The sequence below is a fragment of the Caballeronia sp. S22 genome (genome assembly GCF_964261745.1).
Taxonomy (GTDB): Bacteria; Pseudomonadota; Gammaproteobacteria; order Burkholderiales; family Burkholderiaceae; genus Caballeronia; species Caballeronia jiangsuensis.
In genome coordinates this window covers 1,657,761-1,676,827 of sequence record NZ_OZ180035.1, presented here as the reverse complement: position 1 = coordinate 1,676,827, position 19,067 = coordinate 1,657,761, and the positions used below count along the sequence as shown (strand labels likewise).

Below are 19,067 nucleotides of genomic sequence, written 5' to 3'. Positions count from 1 at the left end.
CCGATGGCTCATGACTTCAGCGTGAGCCCGCTGCCGCACGGCGTTCGATGGAGAGCACGTTGTCCTTTGGGGCTGTCACGTTCACGGCCGGCAGCAGCTTGCCTCGCACTATCGCTCGCACGGTTCCCGCGACCATCAAACCGATCACCACGTTCGCCAGGACGAACGCCACCGGCGCGATCCACGCCATCGGTCCCGTGGTGCCGCGTTCGAGCATCCGGATCGCCATCGTCGGCAACGCCGCCGCGCCGAAGCTGAATGCCCAGTACGAAGGCGTGAAGGTGCTTTGACGAATCCACGGGATGAGACGCGCCAGCATCAGCGCCTGATAGAGGCCATAGCCGAGCATCATGTAGGCGAACATGTCCGGCACGCCATGCGTGATCGCGAGATACGACACACCTCCGACGACCGGCGGCGCGAGCTGAATGCCGAGGCTCGGCCGCAACGCTTCGGGCAGCGGCTCATGCACGGCCGCGCGATGCAGCACGATCGATTCGATAGCGAGCCACGAGAACACCCCCGCGCCGAAGAACAACATGCCGAGTTGCGTGAAGCCGAGACCAGCCGCCGCCGTTGCCGCGACGAAGCTCGGCGCGACCGTCGGCAGGTAGATTGCGGGCGTGGTGAATTCGGGCTTGCGTCCGCCTTGCCAGAATCGCCCTTGCAGATACACGCCGAGCGCGAGCGAACTCACTACGCCGATCACGAAGAGCGCGATGGCAAGCTCGCGCGAATAGGCCTGCACGGCTTGCGCGGCGAGCATCATCGATACCGGGACGAGCGCCGCAAACGAAGACTGCACCGGATGACGCATCTCTGCGATAGCCGCGTCGCGTTCGACGAGCCACTTGCGCCCATAGGCGACGAGGACCGCGAGCCACACGACGAGCGCACTCGCCGTCAGCAGCACGGGGACCGCTTCGGGAATCGTCCATACGCGGGCCGCCGCGCGCCATGCGCCCGCGAGCGCAAGCGCACCGACGCCGATGCCGAAGAACGCCACCGGCATCGGTGCATATTTGTTCTTACCATTACCATTATCCATTGCCCTTCTCCGTGAATTCCGTCGAAAGCGCGGCTGCGCTCTCGTTGTGTCGTTGGAGAAAGGTTAATGGCGACGGCCTTCCGCGCGAATGTCGCAGCGTCTCGTTGCGCTGCTCGCGCGTCTCAAATCATTCGCCGCCGCGCAGCTTCACCGCGATGTCGTGCCAGTCCTGCACCGCGTGTTTCAGCTCGCGGCACAGTCTCGGGTCGAGCGCATCGAGACGTGACCACAGGTTATCGAGCGACTTTTCGCGGGCCTCGAATACGGCCGCCGCCGCGAGCTTGCTCGCACCGGACAGACGCGCTTCGGCATCGACACATTCCATGTACAGATGCGCGAGATGCGGATCAGCGAGTTCGACAGAACGCAGATGAACAGCGGTAAAGCGTGACTTCATGATGTATCCCCGGCTCTCTTCTAGTTATCGACGCGAGTGCTTGCGCCTCACGACTGCGGGAAGTATGAAGGTCCGTCGAATCTCCTGACAAGCCAATTCATCGCCGCTTCGTGCGGTATGAATCGGCAAACGTTTTCGAGTCGGCAGCGCGGTAATATTGCCGTCATGAACCGCTCGACAAGTTCCTCATCCACATCCGCGCAAGGTCCGCACGTCAAGCGTCGCGGCCTCATGCGCGCCGTGTTCGCGCTGCGTCATTCATGGGCGGGCATCGTCGCGACATGGCGCGGGGAAAGCGCGTTTCGCCAGGAAGTATGCATCGCGATCGTGCTGCTGCCGATCGCCGCGGTGGTCGTTGTGAGCGCCGCCGAGCGCGTGTTGCTCGCGGGATCGGTACTGCTCGTGTTGCTCGTCGAACTGCTCAATTCGAGCATCGAAGCGGCGATCGATCGCATATCGCTCGAACGTCACGAACTTTCCGGACGGGCAAAGGATTGCGGCAGCGCGGCCGTCATGATCGCGCTCGTGATCGCCGCGATGACCTGGGGCATGATCTGCGGCCCGCTCGCGTGGCACTGGCTGCGCGGATGGATTTGATGCGGGCGCGGCTTCGACCGGTGCGCCCGCGCGTTGCGCAAACGGGTCAGGCCGCCTCTGCCAGTTCCCGCTCGCGCAACGCGATGTCGTAGCGCATCAGCAAGACGCGCATGCCTTCGGACATGCCGTGGTAATGCACGAGAAAGCTCGACGGCATGCGAAAACCCCACGGCGTGTTGATCTCGACGAAGCTATAGACGTCGTCGTTGGTCAGGCCGGAATGTTCGAGGACCGCGCGGTTGAAGTGATATTGATCCCCGGGGGCCGTCACGACATTCTCTTTGTCTTCGATGTTCTCGATGCCTTCGACGCTGCTCGCGAGCAGCGTGCTGTTGGTGTGCGTGCGGCGAAAGCCCATCACGCCCGAATTGAAGAACCAGTTGCCGATATCGCGCGCCAGCACGATATCGCGCCCGTCGCACAGGGGTTCGAGCGGCGTGCTGACATCGTTGACGAGGATATCGGCGTCGAGCCAGAAGACCCACTGGTGATGCGGCAGATTGTCCAGCAGCAGATACGGCTTGACCCAGTTGCCACGAATTGGCAGGCGTGCGCCGAGGTGTGCCGGAACATCACGATGCACGTAAAGGGTATAGCCGTGACGATCGCAATAGGCGCGCATGCGCTCTTCCGCGATGTAGCCATATTGCGCAACGTTCGGCGTATAGAGCGTGCAAATCGCGATACTCTTGCCCGGATTGAAGACGTCGAGCGCCTGCGTCCGCGGGGGCGGCGCGCCGTGGAACGGCACGAGCGAGCGCGCCTGCGGGTCCTCGCGCGTTGCGTTCAGATGGCTGAGCAAAGCCTCGCGCAGCCTGGGGTGCGCGGCCTTGCGCGACAGATCGTTGTGACCCTCGGCGATGCTGAGCGCAAACACCCGCCGGCTTTGCCATACGGGATAGTGTGCCCCCGATGCCGGAAGGACGGCGTGGAACTCGCCCGCTTCGTCTCGGGAGGTCTCGGTCCAGTGGACCCAGTCGAATTCACGCAGCAGTTCGGTTTCGACGGCGGGCAGCTCGGTCCCGAAGCGGCAATGATGCACGACGTTCAGCAACATCGAGCGAACGCGCGCCGTGTTGCGCCAGATTTGCACGTCGGACTGCGGATATTCGCTGTTCTCCAGCCGTGTGAGCCGCCAGTCGGACTCCCCGAGCGCGGCCTCCAGGTTAATCGGCTCGACGATCGCGGCGTTTTCGCTGAGCAACAGCACGATCTCGTCGTCTTGCGCGCGGCACGCTTCGCTAAGCCGAACTTTGAGTGTGCGCCGCGCATAGACCATTGATTTCTCACGGTTATGCGTGCGTGAACGAGACGATTACTGGGTACAGATTGCGGGGCTGACGTTGAGCAGGCGGAAGGCCTTTGTTTGTACCGGCGTCGGCCGTGTGATCATGACGATCTTCGCTTGCGGATTGAGAGGGGTGTGACAGACGTTGTAGGCAAGCGTAGCCAGATCATCGAGCAACGTGCGAAAGCTATGGAGCGGCAAGCCGTCCTCGCTAAGCCGGGTGGCATCCTTGGCTTTCGCGTGATCCGAGCGCCGTGCTTTAGCCACTGGTGAGACCCGCGTTGCACGCGCGAATTCGATATATTCGTCATCGAACAGCATCGGCTTTAAGGTCTCGCGCATGTGCCACTCGACGTAATAGGCAAGCATGCATAGAAAGACGTGCGCGCGCACTCGTTGGGCGTTCCAGTGGAATACTGGGCGCACCTGCAAATCGACCGTCTTAAGCGAACGGAAAGCGCGCTCCACGACCGCGAGTCCTTTGTAGGCCGTCACGGCCGCCTCGGCGGGCAGTTCCGTTGCCGATAGACTCGTGCGCACCACATACAGGCCATCAAGCGCGGCCTCTTGCTGGATCTGTTCGGACTTACGCAGCCACGTAAAGCTCGAGTCGGTGATGTTCAACTCGAAATGCTTGGCCATCTTGAAATGATCGATGATGCGGCCCACGCGCAAAGCAATCGCTTCGATGCCCTTGAGTCGATTACGCATGCGCTGGGTCGCCTCGGCGATCTTCATCAATTCGGCTTCAGTGGCCTGCAGCAGCGCCTCGCGTTTGCGACTACGCTCCTCGGCTAATAGCGGATTGCGGCATACGATGAGTCGCTCACCGGGAAACGCCTCACTGGTCACCTCCAGCAGATTGCGCTCATCGAATAGCGAGGGCTGGAAGGGTCCCTTGTCCTGAGCGAGTGCGGCCATTTGCGGGGCGCGCAGGCTGCTCACCCAGTCAAGGCCCGCCGGGCGCAAGACCGTGTCGATGCGCGCCTGCGTGAGCATGCCCCGATCGCCCACCCAGGCGAGCTTCTCGATGCCATAGCGGTGCTTGAGCTTGTCCACCTGCGAGGCCACGGTAGCGGGATCAGCAGTATTGCCCGCGAAGACTTCGACGGCCACCGGACAACCGTCGCTCGTGCAGATCAAGCCGAACACGATTTGCGGATCGTCGCGCTTGCCATCGCGGCTATAACCGTGGGCGGCGAGCTCGCAGCAGCGCCCGGTCAGCCACGTGGAGGTGAGGTCATAGAGCACCAGCATGCTGCCGCTCAGATGGCGCTGCGCAAGTCGCTTCTCGATGCCTTCCTGCGCTTCGCCGAGCCAATCGAGCGCGGCATAAAGCTGCTCGAGTTCGATATCGTCCAACTTCAGCAGTCGCGACAGCGAGTGAGTCGCGGTCTGTTCGCACAACATGCGATGGGTGGCGAGCTTGGAGGCAGGCGAAACCACCCGCGCCACCAGAAGTGCCATCACCACCGAGCGTAGCGCAGCAGGCGCGGCCGCAAACCACTGCTCGGCGCCGCAGGCGCGCGCCGCGCCGAGCACGGCGGCCACGTGTCCGTGTGGCAGGCTGCGCTCGATCACGAAAGCCTCCTCGGCGGAGGCCACCGCGACGCCGCCGCGTAACAGAACCTTCAAGCCTTCGATAACTTCGGCGGGCAGCGCTGAGATGTTGGCGAGGGTGCGCTTCTTAACCGTGTTGCCTTCGCGATAAGACTCGCGCAATAGCACGGCCGGAGGGGAGTTACGGTTGGGGACGTGTTCGATATACATGAACACTCATTCAAGCATATATGCACAGAAAAGCAATACAAAAATACTCATTTACATGGGTACATGATAGCTTAAAAAATAGCCGAAACCCAGCGCTGACGCGGATCTCGGCTACTTGAGAAGCCAAAGCTCGGGCTAAGCAACGTCTCGTATCTGAAAAGCCACTGCGCGGACGGCGACTCATAGATGTCCGCCGCTTCGACGTAGACGTGGCGATAGCCGTGCAGCGCTGCGTAATGCCGATGATTGTCCAGCGCCGCGGGGGAACGTCGAAAAAAGAGGCTGATGATGAGCATGAGTCAGAATTTCGAGATGGACTGCATATCGCTGCGAGTCCAAATACTGGGACTCGCAACTATGACGCAAATCTCAAAATAAAAAACTCAGAAATTTCAGAATTAAGCGCCTACCTAATATATCTGACAAATGCCTGAATATGTCCTGCCAGTTCGATCGGGTACTGGAACATCAGCGCATGCCCCGCGTCCGCGACCACATCGAGCGTCGCGCGCGGAATCATCTGTTCGAGATGGCGCGCGTTGGCATCGGCGAGAACATCGTCGTTCGCGCCCGCGATGATCAACGTGCGCACCGGCGAGCGGCGCAGCCGATCGGCGGCGGCGGAATCCGCGAACCACTGCGTCATCGCCCGATTCTGCTGATCCGCGACCGCATCGGGCACGGGCGGGCCCTTGTAGCCGCGCGGCGCGAACATGTCGCCGACGAAACACTTCGACGCATCCGCGACGGCATCGGCGGGAAAGAGCACGGCCATGATTCTGGGAAACGCGTCCGCGCCCGAACTCGACAGCACCTGCTGCACTTCGGGCGTCAAGGGCACCGCTTCCGGACCCGGCGGCGCGGTCGCGATCAGCGTGAGCGATTCGACCTTCTCGCGCGCATCGAGCGCGAGCTGCTGCGCGATCATGCCGCCCATCGACCAGCCGACCACGTCCACGCGCGCGAGCTTCAGACCCGCGATGACATCGGCGGCATCGGCGGCCATGTCGCGGATGCCGTAGTCGGGGCCGTAATGCCCCGCCATCGGCGTCGAGCGTCCGATGCCGCGATTGTCGAACACGATGACCTCATGATGCTTCGCGAGCGCGCCGAGAAAATACGCGTTCCATTCGCCGAGCGTCGCGCGATAGCCCGTGATGAGCAGAAGCGGCGTGCCGTGGCCGAAGCGCGCATAGCCGATCGGCCCGTTCCTGCCCTGCACGGTTTTCACCTGCACGGCGGCGTTCCGGTCGGGGCGCGCGCTCTGCAAGCCGCAAAGCTGGCTCGCGCCGAACGAGACATCGTCGGCGAACGCGGGCGATGCGATCGATAACACTGCGACGGCGAAGCACGACGACACGACGCGGGCGAGCGGCATGAGTTTCATCGGGGCTCCAGGCGGAATAAAAAAACGCGACGCGCGTCACGACAGCGGGGAATAATAGGCGGCCGATCGTGCGCCTTCAACAAGAGCTTAAGAAAAAGGAGTTCAAGCAGATGAATCGACTTTTCCGCTCGTGCTTTCTTCCCGCCGCCGCACTGATGCTCGCCGCGTGCAGCACGCCCGTCGAATTCTCGGCGAGCGCGAACCCGCCCTCATGGAACGATGCCGGTCCCGATGCCGATTTCAGCGGCATGGACAACTCGATGTCCGCATGCAAGGCCGCCGCGAAGAAAGCGGGCGCGGGCCGCTGCACGCAGGTGCGCGCCTACGAGGCGTGCATGAAGGACAAGGGCTACATCACCGTGCTCGGCCCGGAGAATCCGCCGAACTGCGGCCAGCCCGAATGGGAGCAGGACGTGCGCAAGTGGCTCAAATAAAGCCGCGTTATTTTCGATTCGCCATGCGCATCAGCACGACATAGAGCAGCGCGCCCGCGGCCGCGCCGATCAGCCAGCCGAGATTGTTCGGCGGCAGGAGCTTGAGCATTTGCGTCGACAGCTCCCAGCCGACCGAGATCGCGCCCGACACGAGGAGCGCCGCGAGCCCGACCTTGTTCCAGCCGCCATCGTAGTAGAAGCGTCCGCCGGGCTGCATCGTGTAGAGGTCGGCGGTCTTCACCTGCTGACGCTTCACGAGGTAGTAATCGGCCATCATCACGCCGTACATCGGCGCGAGCACGGCGCCGAACACGGACACGAAAATCGTGATCGCCTTCGGGCTGTCGACGAAGATCCACGGGCACACGAGCACGGCGAGAATCGACGCGATCAGGCCGCCCTTCTTGAAGTCCACATGCTTCGGAAAAAGATTGGCGATGTCATACGCGGGCGACACGAAGTTCGCGACGATATTGATGCCCATCGTCGCGATGACGAACGTGATGCTGCCGATCGCCACCCACACCTTGTTCTCGATACGCGAGACGATCTCGACCGGGTCCATGATCATCGTGCCGAACACCTTCTCGCTGCCCGCCGTGACGATCACCGTGATGATCGCAAACGCGACGAAGTTGAACGGCAAGCCGAGAAAATTGCCGATCTTCATTTGCCGCTCGCTCTTCGCGAAGCGCGAGAAGTCGCCGAAGTTCAAGAGCAGCGCGGCGAAGTAGCTCACGACGAGCAGGGTCGCGTTGACCATCGCGTGCAGTTGCTCGTCGCCTGACAGCACCTTGCCCGACAGCGTGAGATTCAAGCTGCCGAGACCCGCGCGATACAGGATCCAGCCCATCAGCACGAACATCACGACATACACCGCCGGCCCGCAGAAATCGATGAACTTGCGGATGATCTCCATGCCGCGCTGAAAGATGATGAGCTGCAGCAGCCACATGAAAAGAAAGCTCACCCAGCCGAGCATGTCGAGCCGCAGGAAGCTCGTATCGCGCCACGCCACGACCGACGGCACGAACAGAAGCAGGAGCGTCGCAACGGCCTTCGACGCGAAATACGTCTGCACCCCGTACCACACGATGCCGACCACGCCGCGGATCAGCGCGGCGAGATTCGCGCCCATCACGCCCATCGAAACGCGCGCCATCACGGGAAACGGAATGCCGTGCCTGAGACTCGGCTTGCCGACCCAGTTCATCAGCACATACACGATGAGAATGCCGATGGTCAGCGCGAGCAGCACCTGCCAGCCGGAGATGCCGAGCAGAAAGAGGCTCGCCGCGAAGGTATAGCCGCCGACGCTGTGCACATCCGACATCCACATCGCGAAGATGCTGTAGCCGTTCCAGGTTCGCTTTGCGCGCGGCACGGGCGCGAGATCGTGGTTGTAGAGGCGTTCGTCGGCGTTGACGATTTCGGCGTCGGCGCCGAGCGGGTCGGCGGCGGAGGTTGCGTGGGATGCGGCCATGATGTCCTCCTGTGCCTTCGACGGGCGCGTGTTATGAACCTAGGTTAATCCATCCAGAAGCGGAAGGTGAAAGTGGAATGCGCGCTGCGCCGCCGCACATTAAAGTCCGGCCGTGCGGCTGCCGTTATGTGAACCATGAGAAAACGACGCCTTAATTCCCGCGATATGAACGACGCCTTCGCCGCCGCAGCCGAGGCGCTCGCGCTTTTCTGCCGACTGCGCAACGTCGACGCGACCGAGTTGCCCGCGTGCGAAGTGGATATCCTGCTCGATCTCGCGTTCGAGGAAGCCGCGCAGCAGGCCGCCGCGCGCAGCGAGGCGCGTCGCCCCGGCTGACCTTCCGCTTCGGACTTCCGCCAGGCGCGTGCGCGCACGGGAGCGATCCTTGCTCGTCGGAACAGGATGGGCAGCATCGCGCCGCGGAGGTTCCATGTCGAAGATTCTCGGTCCTGTGCTGGGCCCTCAGGTGAGAAGCGTCGCGCGCCATCCGTTCGGCTTCGCGATGCGGACCATGCGAGCGTTCCGTGCGAACCAGGGCCTGCTGCTCGCGGGCGCGGTGGCGTATTACGCGCTCCTGTCGATCGTTCCGTTGCTGATCCTGATCGTGATCGTGCTGTCCAAATTCATCGGTCAGCAAGAACTGCTCGAAACCCTCGCGCATCTGCTCGAATGGCTCGTGCCCGGCCAGGCGCGCGCCGTCGTGCGCGAACTCGCCAACTTCCTCGCGCATCGCGCGGTGCTCGGCTGGCTGCTGCTCGTCACGATGATCTTCTTCAGCTCGCTCGCGTTCACCGTGCTGGAGAACGCGATGTCGGTGATCTTCGTGCATCGCGTCGCGATCCGGCGGCGGCACTTTCTGCTCTCGGCGCTCCTGCCTTACTGCTACATCCTGTTTCTCGGCGTCGGCATGCTGATCGTGACGCTCGTGTCGAACGGCCTGCAGGCGATGGGCAGCAACAGCGTCGATCTGCTCGGCGTCGAGGTGTCGCTCAAGGGCGTGTCGCGGCTCCTGCTCTATCTGCTCGGCGTGGCGGGCGAGATATTCGTGCTTACGTCGATCTATCTCGTGATGCCGGTCGGCAGGCCGTCGCTGCGGCTCGCGCTGCTCGGCAGCGTGACGGCGGCCGTGCTGTGGGAAATCACGCGCCATGTGCTCGTGTGGTACTTCGCGACGCTCTCGCAGGTGAGCGTCGTGTATGGCTCGCTGACGACGTCGATCGTCGTGCTGTTCAGCCTGGAGGCGCTTGCCACGCTGCTGCTCTTCGGCGCGCAGGTGATCTCCGAATTCGAGCGCTTCGGCACCGAAGGCGATGCGCCGCCGCAGCCTTTCACCACGGGCTGACGCGACTGCGCTAGAGTGAGGCGCCCTCGTCCATCGCGCTGCCGATGTCCAAGTCCGATTTCGATGCTTCATCCGCGAGCGCGTCGCATGGCGCGCGCATCGCGATGCTTACCGTCGTCGCGATGCTCGCCTTCGCCGGCAACTCGCTGTTGTGCCGTCTCGCGCTCAAAGGCACGCAGATCGACGCGGCGAGCTTCACGCTCGTGCGCATCGCGTCGGCGGCGCTCGTGCTGTGGGTTATGCTGCGCGCGCGCATCAGCCATGCTCGCGCCGATACGCGCCGCGCCGGGAACTGGGTATCGGCGCTCGCGCTGACCGTCTACGCCGCGCCGTTCTCCTATGCCTACGTGCGGCTCGCGGCGGGCACCGGCGCGCTGCTGCTGTTCGGCGCGGTGCAGGCGACGATGATCGGCTACGGCATCGCGATCGGCGAACGTCTCGCCGCGATGCAATGGCTCGGCTTGCTGCTCGCGCTCGCCGGACTCGTGTGGCTCGTGCTGCCGGGCCTCGCCGCGCCCGATCCGTTTTCGTCGGCGCTGATGATCGCGGCGGGCGTCGGCTGGGGCGTCTACTCGCTGCGCGGACGCGGCCGGTCCGACCCCGTCGCCGAAACGGCCGGCAACTTCGTGCGTGCGCTGCCCTTCGCGCTCGCCGTGTCGGCGCTCGCGTGGCCGTTCGCGAGCTTCGACGGCCCGGGCTTGACCTACGCCGCCGCATCGGGCGCGCTGACCTCGGCGCTCGGCTACGTCATCTGGTACGCGGCGTTGAAAGGTCAGAAGCCCGCGACGGCTGCCACGGTGCAACTGAGCGTGCCCGTGATCGCGGCGGCGGGCGGCGTGCTTTTGCTGGGCGAGCCGCTGACCGCGCGGCTCGCTGCGAGCGCGGTCGCGATACTCGGCGGCATCGCGCTCGTCGTGTCGGCGAAACGGCGCTGACGGAGTGTGGCGCGCGCTCCACACTCGAAATCTCGCCGCGCGCGTATGTGCGCGACCTCACATACGCGCGGGAACTTCCTCTGAAGAATGATGCATGCACCGTTCATCAAATCGGGGCTGGAATGAAGAATGCTGCAATAGTGGCCGAACTTGCTTCGCCGTCGCGTCGTGCGATGCGGTGAAATCACCGCGCACTGGTCCGTCCGGCCCCGCCAGCGCCCATTTCGCCGAGCATCGAACGCGCTAATCCGCGTCTTCGTTCCCGCGCCTCATCGCCGCCCCTAATTGTGGCGGTATGTGGCGCGAGTTACATTGTTTGGCAAAAATTGGCCCGGCAGTGCAGGCTGAACCGGCATTCGGCTGTCACGTTCGACGTCGCCGCGGCGCGTTCATCGTCCAAATGACGGGACGCGCGGGGCAAGTGCCGGACCGAGCGCGCGCCCTGCGTCCGCGCCGGTCCGCTGTCTGACGAATACGTTCTGGAGAGCGCTGTCATGCCTCAGCACGCAAAGCTACCCGAAGAGAGCATCGCGGATCGTGCAAGTCCCGCGAATGATCCCACTGTCATTCAACCGCCCGAGCCTGCAATCGATTACGACGACGATCCCGGCCCCCTGCGCACACCGCTGCGTTTCGGGCGACTCGCGCTGTGGATGGCATCGGCGACCGCGCTCGGCATCGGCGTGCTCGGCACCGTCGCGTACGGCATGTGGTTCAACCACGACCAGCGCGTGTATGCCGAAGCGATGGCGAGCGCGCGCCGGACGCTCGGCATCGACCAGCCCGCCATTGCCGCGCAAACGCAGTCAGCGGGGGCCGTCGAGACGCCTTTGACCGGCGCGCTCCCCTATGCGTCGAACGAAGCGCCTGCGCCCATCGACACGGCATCGCTCGCGGACAACGCACCGGCCGCCGACGCCTCCGATGAGCCGACAGTCGCAGATAACGGCGCCGACACGGCCCTCGCGACGGCCGCCGTATCCGCTCAGGCACAGCAAGCCGACGCATCTTCCGCCGCGCCCGTACAGAGCGCCGCCGTGCAACGCCGCGGCACGCCATCGGCGACGCAGCGGGCCGCCGTCAATCGCGGCAACGCCGATCCGTACGCGCAGGCGCGCAAGCGTCAGCAGCCGCACGCGAAGCCCGAGGGCGGGCTGTTCGCGCGCATGGGCGCGTTTTTCCATCGAGTGAGCTATCGACACAATGTCCCGAACCGTCAGCGAGAGGAGTATTCACGCCCCTGAGGACACGCTGGCGGGCCGTGTGCGGCATGCGCTCGTGCGCATGCGCGTGCCCGGCCCCGCGCCGCTCGCGGGCGCCGCATTGCTGTGCCTGCTGATCGGCCTGCTGTTCCTCGCGATGCAGATCCGCGCGATTTTTTCCGCGCAACTGCAGCAGGAGTATGTCGGGCTCGTGCTCGAAGCGGTCGAACGCGCCGATACCGCGCGTGCCGCCGCGCTGTCCCTGCAGAACGCCCCCGCCGGCGACGCCCAGCGTCAGGCCGCCTATCGCGAGTCGCGCATCGAACTGGCGGCACGGCTCGCGTCGCTGCACGCGCTGGTGTCGGCGAGCCCGATGTCGGCGCCTTCCGTGCCGCTGGCCGTGCTATCGCCGGCCATCGCGCTCGGCGAGGCAAGCTCCGCGCTCGATTCGACTTACGCCTGGTGGCGCACCGAGCGCGATCGCGCGAGCGCGGACGTGCGCGAGCGCATTCTGAGCGTGTCGCACACGTTGATCGCGCTATCGGCGATCGTTTTCGGCGTGCTCATCACCGCGCTCGGCATGTATGCGAAGCGCAACCGGCAACTGCTCGGCCTGTCGAACGAGTTCGAGCAGGCGTCGCTGCACGATCCGATGACGGGCCTGCCCAATCGCCGCAAGCTCTTCGCGGCGCTGGAGGAAGCGGCGAATGCGCTGGCGAGCGGCGCGCGCGGCTCGGCGCGCATCGCGGTGCTGTATATCGATCTCGATGGCTTCAAGCGCGTCAACGATACGCACGGACACCGCATCGGCGATGAATTCCTGATCGCGGTATCGCGTCGATTTCGTCAGGCGGTGCGCGGCGGCGATCTGGTCGCGCGTATCGGCGGCGATGAATTCGCGCTGCTCGTGAGCGAGTTTTCGAACGACGGCGAACTGGCCGTGATCGCGCAACGAATCATCGCGTGCGTCGGCGAGACCGATGCGCACATGGGGCTGTCGATCGTGCGGGCGAGCATCGGGATCGCGAGCTTCCCGGACCGCGTCAACGATTACTGGCGGCTGGTGGCCGCCGCCGACGAAACGATGTACACCGTCAAGCGCAACGGCAAGAACGGCTACGCGTTCTCGCCGTCGCCGTCCGCGTGACGCCGGTTCCTATGCGGCCGCGCGCAGGTCTTCTTCGCCGCCGAGCGCGTCGGTCAGCGCCGACAGCATGCGCGCGAGCTCGCCCGTCATCAGGATGAAATCGGATTCGAAGCGCTCGTCGTCGTTCGCCGCGGTGGGATCGGCGGCTTCCTTGATGACATCGAGCGCGCTTACACGTTTCAACGTGAGCGATGGCGTCAGCACGAAGGAAACGCGGTCGTTCCAAGTCATCGCGAGACGCATGCACTGCTTGCCCGCTTCGATATGGCGGCGCATGTCTGCGGTTTCGAGCGCGTGGCCGACGTAGCGGACGGTCGCGTTGCCTTCGCCGGTCGAGCGCAGTTCGGTGTCGCGATCGAGCGTGAAGCCAGCGGGACCTTCGCCTGAGAGCAGCCACTCGGTCATCGCGGATACGGGCGAGCGCGCGGTGCGCACGCTGGCGAGCGGCAGATCGGTGACGGACTTCACCAGCAAGCCGATGATGTCGTCGCACACCGTCGCCGACGATGAATCGATCGCGAGCCAGCCGTTCACCGGATCGATCCAGACGCGCGTGTCGCGGCGAATGCTGAATGCACGCGGCAGGAGTTCGTCGGTGACCTGCTCTTTCAGCTCGCGCAACTGCTTTCTGCCCGGTTTGAAGCCCTGCTGCTCTTCAATCTCGGCCGCGCGTTCCTTCACGAACTGCGTGACGACCGACGCGGGCAAGAGCTTCTTCTCCGCGCGATAGACGATGAGCATCTGACGATTCGCCGTGTAGACGAGTTCATCGTCGCCGCGCGGCGAGACCCAGCCGCGCCGCTCGTTCTCGATGCTCGACGCCGCGCTGAACGCGAGCGGCGCGAGCCATTGCTGCATGTGCTGCGGCGTGACGGACCAGTGTGCGGGGAGACGGTGAAGCTGAAGGTTCTTGAACCACATGGCGCGAATTTCGATGTAGTCGGAAAGGGGCGCCATTCTATACGACATGGCATTTCACGTTGAACCGACTCGCGTCGCGTTCACACGCCGCTATACGGCAATGCCGTATAATGCCGCGATGTACTCGATCATCGAAACAGCAATTTTTCAGCGCTATGCCGCCGAGATCTGGCAAGACGCTGAACGTGAGGCGTTCATCGTATGGCTTGCGAACAACCCGCTCGCGGGCGCTGTCATTCCAGGTTCGGGAGGATTACGCAAAGTCCGCTGGACCACGCCGGGCAAAGGAAAACGCGGTGGCGCGCGCGTCATCTACTACAACATCCTTGAAGACGGCGAAATTTGGCTGCTGATCGCGTACTCGAAAGCCAAATTCGACAATCTGCCAACGGCTTTCCTCAACCAGCTTCGAGAGGCGATTCAACATGGATAAGGAACTCGAGAAATTCCAGGCCGACCTTCTTCAATCGGTGCGGGACATGAAGAAGGGCCGCGCGGCACATACCACACGCATCGAGCCGACCTTCGCGGCATTGGCGCGCGCGAAGGTCGGCGTGTCTCAGTCGGAATTCGCTGCCCTGCTGGGCGTCTCCGTGCGCACGATTCAGGACTGGGAACAAGGCCGCCGCAATGCAACGGGTGCAGCTCAAACGCTCCTGCGCGTGGCCGTCGCGCATCCCGAGGCGCTGCGCGATCTGCCGCGCGCGGCGTAGTCGCCGTGCGGCTTACGGGTTCGGTCTGCGCGGCACGATCCGCCACTGCAGATTCACCCCCGCCGCGGCGAGCAGAATGAGCACCGCGCCCGCCACCTGCAGCCACGCGAGCCTTTGCCCGAACGCGAGCCAGTCGACGACGATCGCCACCACCGGATAGATGAACGACAGCGCGCCTGTGGTCGCGGTCGGCAGCTTCTGGATCGCGCCGTAGAGCAGCACGTACATGAGCCCCGTGTTGACGACGCCGAGCACGACGAGATCGGACCAGCCGCCGATCGACGCGGGCGTCTCTGCGAAGCGCGCGAACGGCGCGAGCATGACGATGCCGAACAGCACATGCAGCATCGCGATCAGATGCGGCGGCGTGCCCTTCAGGCGCTTCGTGACGATCGACGATATCGCGTACAGAAAGGCCGCTCCGAGCGCATACGCGATGCCTTCCAAGTATTGCCCCGGCATCGCCAGCACGGCGGGCTCGACGCGCACCACCATCACGAGGCCGATGAATGCAACGCCGAGCCACGCGATCGTCGATGCCGACACGCGCTCGCGCAGCACGATAACGCCCAGCGCGACGAGCATGAACGGCTGCGTGTTGTAGACGGTCGTCGCCATCGAGATCGACGCGCGCGAATACGCGGCGAACAGCAGAAGCCAGTTGCCGACGATCGCCACGCTGCCGAGCGCGACGAGCCCGATCATGCGCCACGAAAAATAGCGCATCTTCAGAAAGCCGAGCGCCGCGCACACCGCGATGAGCGTCGCCGCGCCGAACACGCAGCGGAAAAACACCACGTTCCAGGGCGTCTGCCCCGACGACACGACGAGCCAGCCGATCGTGCCCGACATCAGCATCGCGAGCGACATCTCGATCGCGCCGCGACGCAGTTCATGCGCGTTCGATGCGCCGGCGAAGCGCGCGTTGATTCTTTCCGTGTTCATCTCGTTCCCGTCATGCAATTCCGATGGTTTCAAGTCTATCGATGCGCTCTGCCCAAAACCATGCCTAAAATTAGGCATCGACATCTTTCGACCTTTGAATCGAAGGCCATCATGGGAAAAAACCTGGGCAGCACGCCGCAGATGGGGATCGACGCCATCGATCGCGAACTCATCGCCGTGCTCGCGAGCGACGGGCGCATCGCGGTGAGCGAACTGGCGAAACGCGTCGGGCTATCGGCGCCGAGCACGGCCGAGCGCATGCGCCGGCTCGAAACGCAAGGCGTGATTCGCGGCTTCACGGTCGATATCGATCCGCGCGCGCTCGGCTACACGCTGCAGGCGATCGTGCGTGTGCAGCCGCTGCCCGGGCAATTGCATCTCGTCGAGGAAGCGATCCGGCGCATTCCCGAGTTCGTCGAGTGCGACAAGGTGACGGGCGACGACTGCTTCGTGTGCCGCCTCTATTTGCGCTCGATCGAGCATCTCGACGACATCCTCGGGAAAGTGACCGAGCGCGCCGCGACGAGCACGGCCATCGTGAAAGCGACGCCGATCGAAAGACGCCTGCCGCCGCTCGGCTGAATATCGCCCGTTTTTACCTGCGCACGAACGGCGTTACACTTGAGGCGCTTGCCAACGCATCACAGGTTATGCGCGAGAGGAACGAACATGAGTGACTTAGACGCCAACCGCACCTTCCGCGGGCTTCCGCTGACATCCGAGCAGGATGCCGAAATCCGGCACTACATCAAGAAGAAAAAGCAGCGCGGCGAGCCGTGGGATACGCCCGAACTGGAGGCAATGCTGCAGGACATGCTGGAGCCGCCCGCCGACGAGGACAGCGTCATCGACGACGAAACCGACGAGGAAACACGCTCGGTGGCGGAGCGCGCGTCCGCGTTCATCGATGAAGGCATGGACCCGATCGAGAACAGCGAGGAATGGCACGCCGCGATGGAAGCCGAGGCGATGAAAGGGCCACGCCGCTGATGCGTTTTGCGCCGCGCAAAAAATAGCGCCGGTCGATGCCGGCGCCCTAACCGTTTAATTCACGTCCCGCTGCAGGTCAATGCCTGTGCCGCCAGTCGCGCGGCGGATGCGTATCCAGCCAGCGCGCCTTCGGAACGGGAATATGCGGGTGCCGGTGATGCATCACGAGAACCACCGCGACGCATAGCACCAGAACGACTCCCGCCATCAGGCTGATCATCGGCTCGGCCATCGTTACCTCCTCTTTCGGTCCAGGGGCGATGCCTATAGTTTAGGCGCTGTTTTCCCCGGCGAATCACGCGTCGTGCGAAAGCAAAGCAGAAAAGCAGCTTTGCGCCGTGAGTGCATCGGAAGCGTGTCGCGTGCTTGTGTCCTATAGTGCTTTTGCAAGCGAATCGACGACCACACAATCGGGAGACGCAGCATGGCGACATGGAAACCGGATCCGAGCTTCTACCCTTCCCCGCGGCTCGCGGCGAAAGCGCCGCGCGAAACGCTGGCCTACGTCGCGACGTTCGATCCCGAGCGCCAGACGCCCGACAAGATCGCCGTCGTCGATGTCGATCCGGATTCGCCGGACTACACGAAAATCGTCGGCGAAATCGCGATGCCCGATACCGGCGACGAACTGCATCACTTCGGCTGGAACGCGTGCTCGTCGTGCCTGTGCCCGAACGCGCCGCATCCGCATATGGAGCGGCGCTATCTCGTCGTGCCGGGGCTGCGCTCGTCGCGCATTCATATCATCGATACGAAGCCCGATCCGAAGAAGCCCGTCATCGTGAAAACGATCGAGCCCGAAGAGCTCGCGGAAAAGACCGGCTATACGCGGCCGCACACGGTGCACTGCGGGCCGGGCGGCATCTATATCACCGCGCTCGGCAATGCCGAAGGCAAGGCGCCCGGCGGCGTGCTGATGCTCGATCAGCAAAGCTTCGATCCGCTCGGTCGCTGGGAAGTCGATCGCGGTCCGCAGCAACTCGCGTATGACGGATGGTGGCATCTCGGCTACGACACGATGGTCACGAGCGAATGGGGCACGCCCGATACCTTCGAGAACGGCCTCGTGCCCGACCTGCTGCTCGGCGCGAAGTACGGGCGCAAGCTGCATTTCTGGGACTTCACGAAGCGCAGGCACATTCAGGAGATCGATTTCGGCGACGAATATCAGCTCGTGTTCGAACTGCGCCCGGCGCACGATCCGACCAAGGCATACGGCTTCGTCAACTGCGTGATCAGCCTGAAGGATCTGTCGTCGTCGATCTGGACCTGGTATCGCGACGGGGACAAATGGGCGGTGAAGAAGATCATCGACATTCCCGCCGAGCCCGCCGATGCCGACGCGCTGCCGCCGCTGCTCAAGGGCTTCGGCGCGGTGCCGCCGCTCGTCTCGGACATCGATCTCTCGATGGACGACCGCTTTCTCTACGTGTCGTGCTGGGGCACGGGCGACATGCTGCAATACGACGTCTCCGATCCCTTCGCACCGAAGCTGACGGGCAAGGTGCGCATCGGCGGCGTGGTCGCGCGGGCGACGCATCCGGGCGCCGCGAACGGCGCGTTGAACGGCGGACCGCAGATGGTCGAAGTGAGCCGCGACGGGCGCCGCGTCTACTTCACCAACTCGCTGTACGGCGCGGTGGATGCGCAGTTCTATCCCGAAGGCATCGACGGATGGATGGTGAAGCTCGACGCCGATCCCAACGGCGGCCTCACCGTCGACGAGAAATTCTTCATCGACTGGCCGAAGGGACATCGGCCGCATCAGATCCGGTTGCAGGGCGGCGATTGCTCGTCGGATTCGTACTGCTATCCCTGAGACGCGACGAGACGTTTCGCATGGACGCCGCGTCGCCCGCGCTCATCGTCACGGCCGCGGGCCTCGGCGCGTTTCACGGCCTGAATCCCGCGATGGGATGGCTTTTCGCGGTCGCGCTCGGTCTTTATGCGCGAAGCCGCCGCGTTGCGCTCGTGTCGCTCGTGCCGATCGCGCTGGGTCACGCGGCATCGGTCGCGCTCGTGCTCGCGGGCGCGCTCACGCTCGGCATGGCGATCGGCCATGACATGCTCGCGCGTGCGTGCGGAGCGCTGCTGATCGGCTGGGGCGTGTGGAGCGCCTGGCGCGGGCATCGCGGACGTCCGACCGTGGGCATGCGTACCGGGCTTGCGGGCCTCGCGTTGTGGTCCTTCGTGATGTCGAGTGCGCACGGCGCGGGACTGATGCTCGTGCCGGCGCTTTTGCCGTTATGTACTGGTCAGGTCGCGAACACGGCGCTCGAAGCCACCGCGCTCGCGCTGACCGTCCATACGGGCGCGATGCTCGCCGTGATCGCCGCGATTTCCATGTTCGCGATGTCCGTGCAGGAACGCGGCGGACTCGGCTTTCTGCGAAGCGGCTGGATCAATGTCGATTGGGTCTGGAGTGCTGCGTTGATTGCGTGCGGTGTGTTTTTGCTCGTCTAGCTTCG

General features: G+C 63.9%; 23 protein-coding genes. 13 read left to right on the top strand and 10 right to left on the bottom strand.

Annotated features, from left to right (window positions below):
- Positions 1–16: 16 nt before the first annotated feature.
- The gene (tehA, locus tag ACEN42_RS07835) at positions 17–1,048 is read right to left on the bottom strand and encodes a dicarboxylate transporter/tellurite-resistance protein TehA (RefSeq protein ID WP_371879637.1); all 1,032 of its coding nucleotides are present in this window, start codon (positions 1,046–1,048) and stop codon (positions 17–19) included.
- A gap of 127 nt (positions 1,049–1,175) precedes the next feature.
- Positions 1,176–1,445 carry a hypothetical protein gene (locus ACEN42_RS07830; protein WP_187604718.1) on the bottom strand — a complete coding sequence of 90 codons (270 nt, stop codon included), beginning with the start codon at positions 1,443–1,445 and terminating at the stop codon, positions 1,176–1,178.
- A gap of 165 nt (positions 1,446–1,610) precedes the next feature.
- On the opposite strand from ACEN42_RS07830, the gene ACEN42_RS07825 reads away from it, so the two are divergent.
- Positions 1,611–2,042, top strand: coding sequence for a diacylglycerol kinase (locus ACEN42_RS07825; protein WP_371879636.1), 432 nt, complete (start codon positions 1,611–1,613; stop codon positions 2,040–2,042).
- Between the two features lie 46 nt (positions 2,043–2,088).
- On the opposite strand, the gene ACEN42_RS07820 is transcribed toward ACEN42_RS07825, so the two are convergent.
- The 4 genes from ACEN42_RS07820 to ACEN42_RS07805 form a co-directional block, all read right to left on the bottom strand.
- Positions 2,089–3,246: a galactosyl transferase GMA12/MNN10 domain protein gene (locus ACEN42_RS07820; protein ID WP_371879635.1), complete on the bottom strand. Its 1,158-nt coding sequence runs from the start codon at positions 3,244–3,246 to the stop codon at positions 2,089–2,091.
- A 111-nt stretch (positions 3,247–3,357) separates the two neighbouring features.
- On the bottom strand, positions 3,358–5,100 hold the full coding sequence (locus ACEN42_RS07815; RefSeq protein ID WP_371879634.1) for an IS1634 family transposase: 1,743 nt from the start codon (positions 5,098–5,100) through the stop codon (positions 3,358–3,360).
- Positions 5,101–5,171: 71 nt separating this feature from the next.
- Positions 5,172–5,396 (bottom strand): hypothetical protein, encoded by a 225-nt coding sequence (locus ACEN42_RS07810; protein WP_371879633.1) that lies wholly within the window; start codon positions 5,394–5,396, stop codon positions 5,172–5,174.
- Between the two features lie 110 nt (positions 5,397–5,506).
- A complete protein-coding gene (locus tag ACEN42_RS07805; RefSeq protein WP_371879632.1) occupies positions 5,507–6,487 on the bottom strand; it encodes an alpha/beta fold hydrolase in 981 nt (326 codons plus the stop codon).
- A 110-nt stretch (positions 6,488–6,597) separates the two neighbouring features.
- On the opposite strand from ACEN42_RS07805, the gene ACEN42_RS07800 reads away from it, so the two are divergent.
- Positions 6,598–6,921: a hypothetical protein gene (locus ACEN42_RS07800; RefSeq protein WP_187604714.1), complete on the top strand. Its 324-nt coding sequence runs from the start codon at positions 6,598–6,600 to the stop codon at positions 6,919–6,921.
- Positions 6,922–6,928: 7 nt separating this feature from the next.
- On the opposite strand, the gene ACEN42_RS07795 is transcribed toward ACEN42_RS07800, so the two are convergent.
- Entirely contained in the window at positions 6,929–8,404 is a 1,476-nt protein-coding gene (locus ACEN42_RS07795; RefSeq protein WP_371879631.1) for an NCS1 family nucleobase:cation symporter-1, read from the bottom strand.
- Between the two features lie 165 nt (positions 8,405–8,569).
- Between ACEN42_RS07795 and ACEN42_RS07790 the strand changes: the two genes are divergently transcribed.
- The 5 genes from ACEN42_RS07790 (at position 8,570) to ACEN42_RS07770 (ending at position 13,030) form a co-directional block, all read left to right on the top strand.
- Positions 8,570–8,740, top strand: a complete 171-nt coding sequence (locus ACEN42_RS07790) for a hypothetical protein (protein WP_187604713.1) — start codon at positions 8,570–8,572, stop codon at positions 8,738–8,740.
- Positions 8,741–8,834: 94 nt separating this feature from the next.
- Positions 8,835–9,746: a YihY/virulence factor BrkB family protein gene (locus ACEN42_RS07785; protein WP_187604712.1), complete on the top strand. Its 912-nt coding sequence runs from the start codon at positions 8,835–8,837 to the stop codon at positions 9,744–9,746.
- A 44-nt stretch (positions 9,747–9,790) separates the two neighbouring features.
- Positions 9,791–10,681, top strand: a complete 891-nt coding sequence (locus tag ACEN42_RS07780) for a DMT family transporter (RefSeq protein WP_371879630.1) — start codon at positions 9,791–9,793, stop codon at positions 10,679–10,681.
- 494 nt (positions 10,682–11,175) lie between these two features.
- Positions 11,176–11,925 (top strand): hypothetical protein, encoded by a 750-nt coding sequence (locus ACEN42_RS07775; RefSeq protein ID WP_371879629.1) that lies wholly within the window; start codon positions 11,176–11,178, stop codon positions 11,923–11,925.
- Between the two features lie 40 nt (positions 11,926–11,965).
- Complete coding sequence (locus tag ACEN42_RS07770; RefSeq protein WP_371881090.1) at positions 11,966–13,030, top strand: diguanylate cyclase domain-containing protein; 1,065 nt, start codon at positions 11,966–11,968, stop codon at positions 13,028–13,030.
- A gap of 9 nt (positions 13,031–13,039) precedes the next feature.
- On the opposite strand, the gene ACEN42_RS07765 is transcribed toward ACEN42_RS07770, so the two are convergent.
- Positions 13,040–13,951: a recombination-associated protein RdgC gene (locus ACEN42_RS07765; protein WP_371881089.1), complete on the bottom strand. Its 912-nt coding sequence runs from the start codon at positions 13,949–13,951 to the stop codon at positions 13,040–13,042.
- Between the two features lie 118 nt (positions 13,952–14,069).
- On the opposite strand from ACEN42_RS07765, the gene ACEN42_RS07760 reads away from it, so the two are divergent.
- The gene (locus ACEN42_RS07760; RefSeq protein ID WP_371881088.1) at positions 14,070–14,384 is read left to right on the top strand and encodes a transcriptional regulator; all 315 of its coding nucleotides are present in this window, start codon (positions 14,070–14,072) and stop codon (positions 14,382–14,384) included.
- Positions 14,377–14,664 (top strand): helix-turn-helix domain-containing protein, encoded by a 288-nt coding sequence (locus ACEN42_RS07755; protein WP_371879628.1) that lies wholly within the window; start codon positions 14,377–14,379, stop codon positions 14,662–14,664. Before ACEN42_RS07760 ends, ACEN42_RS07755 begins: the two co-directional genes overlap by 8 nt.
- 12 nt (positions 14,665–14,676) lie before the next feature.
- On the opposite strand, the gene ACEN42_RS07750 is transcribed toward ACEN42_RS07755, so the two are convergent.
- Positions 14,677–15,609 carry a DMT family transporter gene (locus ACEN42_RS07750; RefSeq protein WP_371879627.1) on the bottom strand — a complete coding sequence of 311 codons (933 nt, stop codon included), beginning with the start codon at positions 15,607–15,609 and terminating at the stop codon, positions 14,677–14,679.
- A gap of 111 nt (positions 15,610–15,720) precedes the next feature.
- Between ACEN42_RS07750 and ACEN42_RS07745 the strand changes: the two genes are divergently transcribed.
- Both ACEN42_RS07745 and ACEN42_RS07740 read left to right on the top strand, forming a co-directional pair.
- Complete coding sequence (locus tag ACEN42_RS07745) at positions 15,721–16,191, top strand: Lrp/AsnC family transcriptional regulator (protein WP_371879626.1); 471 nt, start codon at positions 15,721–15,723, stop codon at positions 16,189–16,191.
- 87 nt (positions 16,192–16,278) lie between these two features.
- A complete protein-coding gene (locus tag ACEN42_RS07740) occupies positions 16,279–16,599 on the top strand; it encodes a hypothetical protein (RefSeq protein ID WP_187604708.1) in 321 nt (106 codons plus the stop codon).
- A 76-nt stretch (positions 16,600–16,675) separates the two neighbouring features.
- Here ACEN42_RS07740 and ACEN42_RS07735 read toward each other — a convergent pair whose 3' ends face one another.
- Positions 16,676–16,831, bottom strand: coding sequence for a hypothetical protein (locus ACEN42_RS07735; protein WP_187604707.1), 156 nt, complete (start codon positions 16,829–16,831; stop codon positions 16,676–16,678).
- A gap of 192 nt (positions 16,832–17,023) precedes the next feature.
- Between ACEN42_RS07735 and ACEN42_RS07730 the strand changes: the two genes are divergently transcribed.
- Together ACEN42_RS07730 and ACEN42_RS07725 are read left to right on the top strand one after the other, a co-directional pair.
- Entirely contained in the window at positions 17,024–18,418 is a 1,395-nt protein-coding gene (locus ACEN42_RS07730; RefSeq protein ID WP_250483625.1) for a selenium-binding family protein, read from the top strand.
- 20 nt (positions 18,419–18,438) lie between these two features.
- Positions 18,439–19,062, top strand: a complete 624-nt coding sequence (locus tag ACEN42_RS07725) for a hypothetical protein (RefSeq protein WP_187604705.1) — start codon at positions 18,439–18,441, stop codon at positions 19,060–19,062.
- The last annotated feature ends 5 nt before the right edge of the window (positions 19,063–19,067 follow it).